We start from the raw sequence: 3,005 nt of genomic DNA, 5'->3' as shown, positions 1-3,005 counted from the left end.
CACTGCCCGAGCCGACCTCGGCGCGGGCGGCAGGCGGCCCGCCGCGCACGGCGAACGAGCGCCTGGTGGCCGAGATCTGGACCGAGCTGCTGGAGCTGGACGAGCTCGGGGTGGATGACGACTTCTTCGCCGTGGGCGGGCACTCCCTGCTGGCCAGCCGGGTGGTCAGCCGCATCGCGGCGCGCACGGGGACCAGGTTGCCGCTGCGCGCGGTGTTCGACCACCCCACGGTGGCGGGCCTGGCCTCGCACCTGCCGGAAGTCGCCGCCCCGGTGACGATCCCCAGGGTCCGCCGCACCCCCCACCAAGGACAGCGGACCCGCTGAGACCGGTCGGAGACCGCGGGTGAGACCACCGTGATAACCGGTCTCCCTAGCGTTCTACGAGCCGCACCCACTCGCGCAGGAGGACGGTCCATGACCACCGCAGAGATCAAGCAGTCAGCCACAGGCGCCACCACGGCCGAGCACCGGTCCTCCGGGACCGGGGCGGACAACCCGGCCCTGCTGGGCCTGCCGGCGCTGATCACCGGTTCGCTGTCGCTGGTGCTGTACCTGACCGACTTCCGCAGCGCGGGCAACTCGCTCGCCGCGTCGCTGCCGGTGATGGTGCTCTCCAGCGGCGTGCTGTCGATGATCGCGACGGTGTGGGCCGCCAGGATCGGCCAAGGCCACTTCGCGGCGGTGTGGGGGCTGTTCAGCACGTTCTGGTTCAGCTTCTCCGCGCTCACCCTGGGCCTGGGGCACGACTGGTACGGCGACCTGGCCAACCTGGAGCAGCGCAACGCCCACGCCAGCTTCGTGTTCGCCTGGTTGATCGTGCTGACCGCCTTCACCCTGACCACGCTGCGGCTGCCCAAGTCGTACACGATCCTGTTCGTCGGCATCGACCTGGTGCTGCTGGGCATGTTCCTGTCGATCATCCAGGCCGCGGCCAACCCCCAGGCCGGGGACCCGGCGGTGCTGACGGCAGCCAACCTGGGCATGTTCCTGTTCATCGGCTTCAGCGCCTGGATCTTCGCCGGGGCCATGAACGAGGCCACCGGCGGGCGCCCGTTCCGGCTGGGCCGTCCGTTCGTCAAGCGCTGACGGCGTCGTGGCGCCCGGTGCGCTGGGGGTGGGTGTGAAGCGGGCACTGGCAGTGGTGGGCGTGCTGGCGGTCGTGGGCGCGCTGCTCTCCACGGCCCCGCAGGAGCGGGCGGACGGCGGGGTGCGCGTGGAGCACGCCGCGGTGGAGGTGCCTGCGGGGCCCGGCGCGTCCGGGCCGATCCGGTTGGACACCAGCCTGTACCTGCCCGCAGCCACCCCGGCGCCCGCGGTGCTGCTGGCCCACGGCTTCGGCGCCGACAAGCACGCGGTCGACGCCGAGGCCGTGGAGCTGGCCGAGGCGGGCTTCGTGGTGCAGACCTACTCGGCGCGCGGGTTCGGCGACAGCGGCGGCCTCATCGGGCTGAACGACCCAGACGGCGAGGTCGCCGACGCCCGCCGCCTGCTGGACCGGTTGGCCGGGCGCCCCGAGGTGCTGCTGGACGCGCCCGGCGACCCGCGCGTTGGGGTGACCGGCGTGTCCTACGGGGGCGCGCTGGCACTCATGCTGGCGGGCTCGGACCCCAGGGTCGACTCGGTGGCCCCGGTGATGACCTACAACGACCTGGCGCTGAGCCTGGCGCCGAACTCGGCGAGCGGCGGTGCGGGCTCGGCGGGCACCCCGGCCGAGGGGCCCGCAGCGGCGGACGGCGTGTTCAAGCGGGCGTGGGCGGGAATCCTGTTCTCGGCGGGGGCCGACGCGCTCGACCCGGCGCGGGCGGGTTCCGCGCGGCCGTGCGGCCGGTTCACCGAGGCGGTGTGCCGGGCCTACACCGAGCTGGCGACGACGGGCGCCCTGGGCGAAGCGGGGCTGGCCGCGCTCCACCGGCTCTCCCCCACGTCGGTCACCGACCGGATCAGCGCGCCGACCCTGCTGGTGCAGGGTGAGTCGGACACCCTGTTCGGCCTGGACCAGGCCGACGCCACGGCGAGGCAGCTGCACGCGGCGGGCGCGCCGGTGCAGGTGGTGTGGTTCGCGGGCGGGCACGACGCGGGCAAGCCCGACGCGCGGTTGCGGGCCGACATCGGCGGGTGGTTGCGGGCCAGGCTCAGCGGTGACGTCCCGGACCCGTTCGGCCGGTTCCACTACGACGTGCAGGGCGCCGTGCGCCCCGAGGGGGCGGTCTCCGTCCGGCAGGTGCGCGCGGAGTCCTACCCCGGCCTGGGCGGTCCGGCCGTCACCCGCCACGAGGTGCCCGTTCCGGGGGACGAGCGGATCGTGGTGAACCCGCCCGGCGGCTCCCCCTCGGCGATCAGCGCCATCCCCGGCGTCGACCCCTCGGTGGCGGGCGGCCTGCTGGAGGGCGTCGTGGGCGGGGATCCACCGGGGCAGTCGGCCGGGTTCCGGTCGGAACCGGTGGACGCCCAGCTTCTGATCACCGGGTCGACCACGGCCAGGCTGCGGGTGTCCTCCACCGACGGCGGTGGCGGTCTGCTGTTCGCGCGCCTGTACGACGTCGCGCCGACCGGCGCGCGCACCCTGCCCTCGGGGGCCGTGGCGCCGCTGCGGCTTCCCGACCTGCCCGCCGACGGGACGGCGGTGGAGGTGACCGTGACCCTGCCGGGCGTGGTGCGCCCGGTGGAGGCCGGGCACCGGTTGGAGCTGTCGATCAGCACGACGGACCTGGTCTTCGACAGCGCGACCGAGCCCGCCGCCTACCGGGTGTCGGTCGTGGGCCCGCTGCGGGTGCCCGTGGTGGCCGCCGCGCAGGTGGGCACCGCGCTGCCGGTGGGGTCGCTGCTGGGATTGGCGCTGGTCGCGGTCGCGGTGCTCGTGGCGTTGCTGGTCGCCCGCGCGCGCCGCGGCGGTGTCGACTTCGACCCGGCGCTCGCGGACACGCCGCTGCTGGTCGAGGGACTGGTCAAGCGGCACCAGACCGGGGCGCCCGCGGTCGACGGGCTGGACCTGCGGGCCGAACG

At 74.8% G+C, this 3,005-nt stretch carries 3 protein-coding genes; all 3 read left to right on the top strand.

Annotation, left to right across the window (positions count from 1 at the left end; translation table 11 throughout):
* Positions 1 to 326 (top strand): phosphopantetheine-binding protein (locus ACTUAL_RS03505; RefSeq protein ID WP_440899246.1); only part of this gene is annotated, 326 nt, incomplete at its 5' end.
* A gap of 90 nt (positions 327 to 416) precedes the next feature.
* Positions 417 to 1,088, top strand: a complete 672-nt coding sequence (locus tag ACTUAL_RS03500) for a GPR1/FUN34/YaaH family transporter (RefSeq protein ID WP_096494696.1) — start codon at positions 417 to 419, stop codon at positions 1,086 to 1,088.
* A gap of 34 nt (positions 1,089 to 1,122) precedes the next feature.
* A partial coding sequence (locus ACTUAL_RS03495; RefSeq protein ID WP_440899245.1) for an alpha/beta fold hydrolase occupies positions 1,123 to 3,005 on the top strand: 1,883 nt, incomplete at its 3' end.

The organism is Actinosynnema sp., from assembly GCF_052038725.1.
Note: the sequence above shows the minus strand (reverse complement) of the source record. Positions and strands in the feature narration are given on the sequence as shown.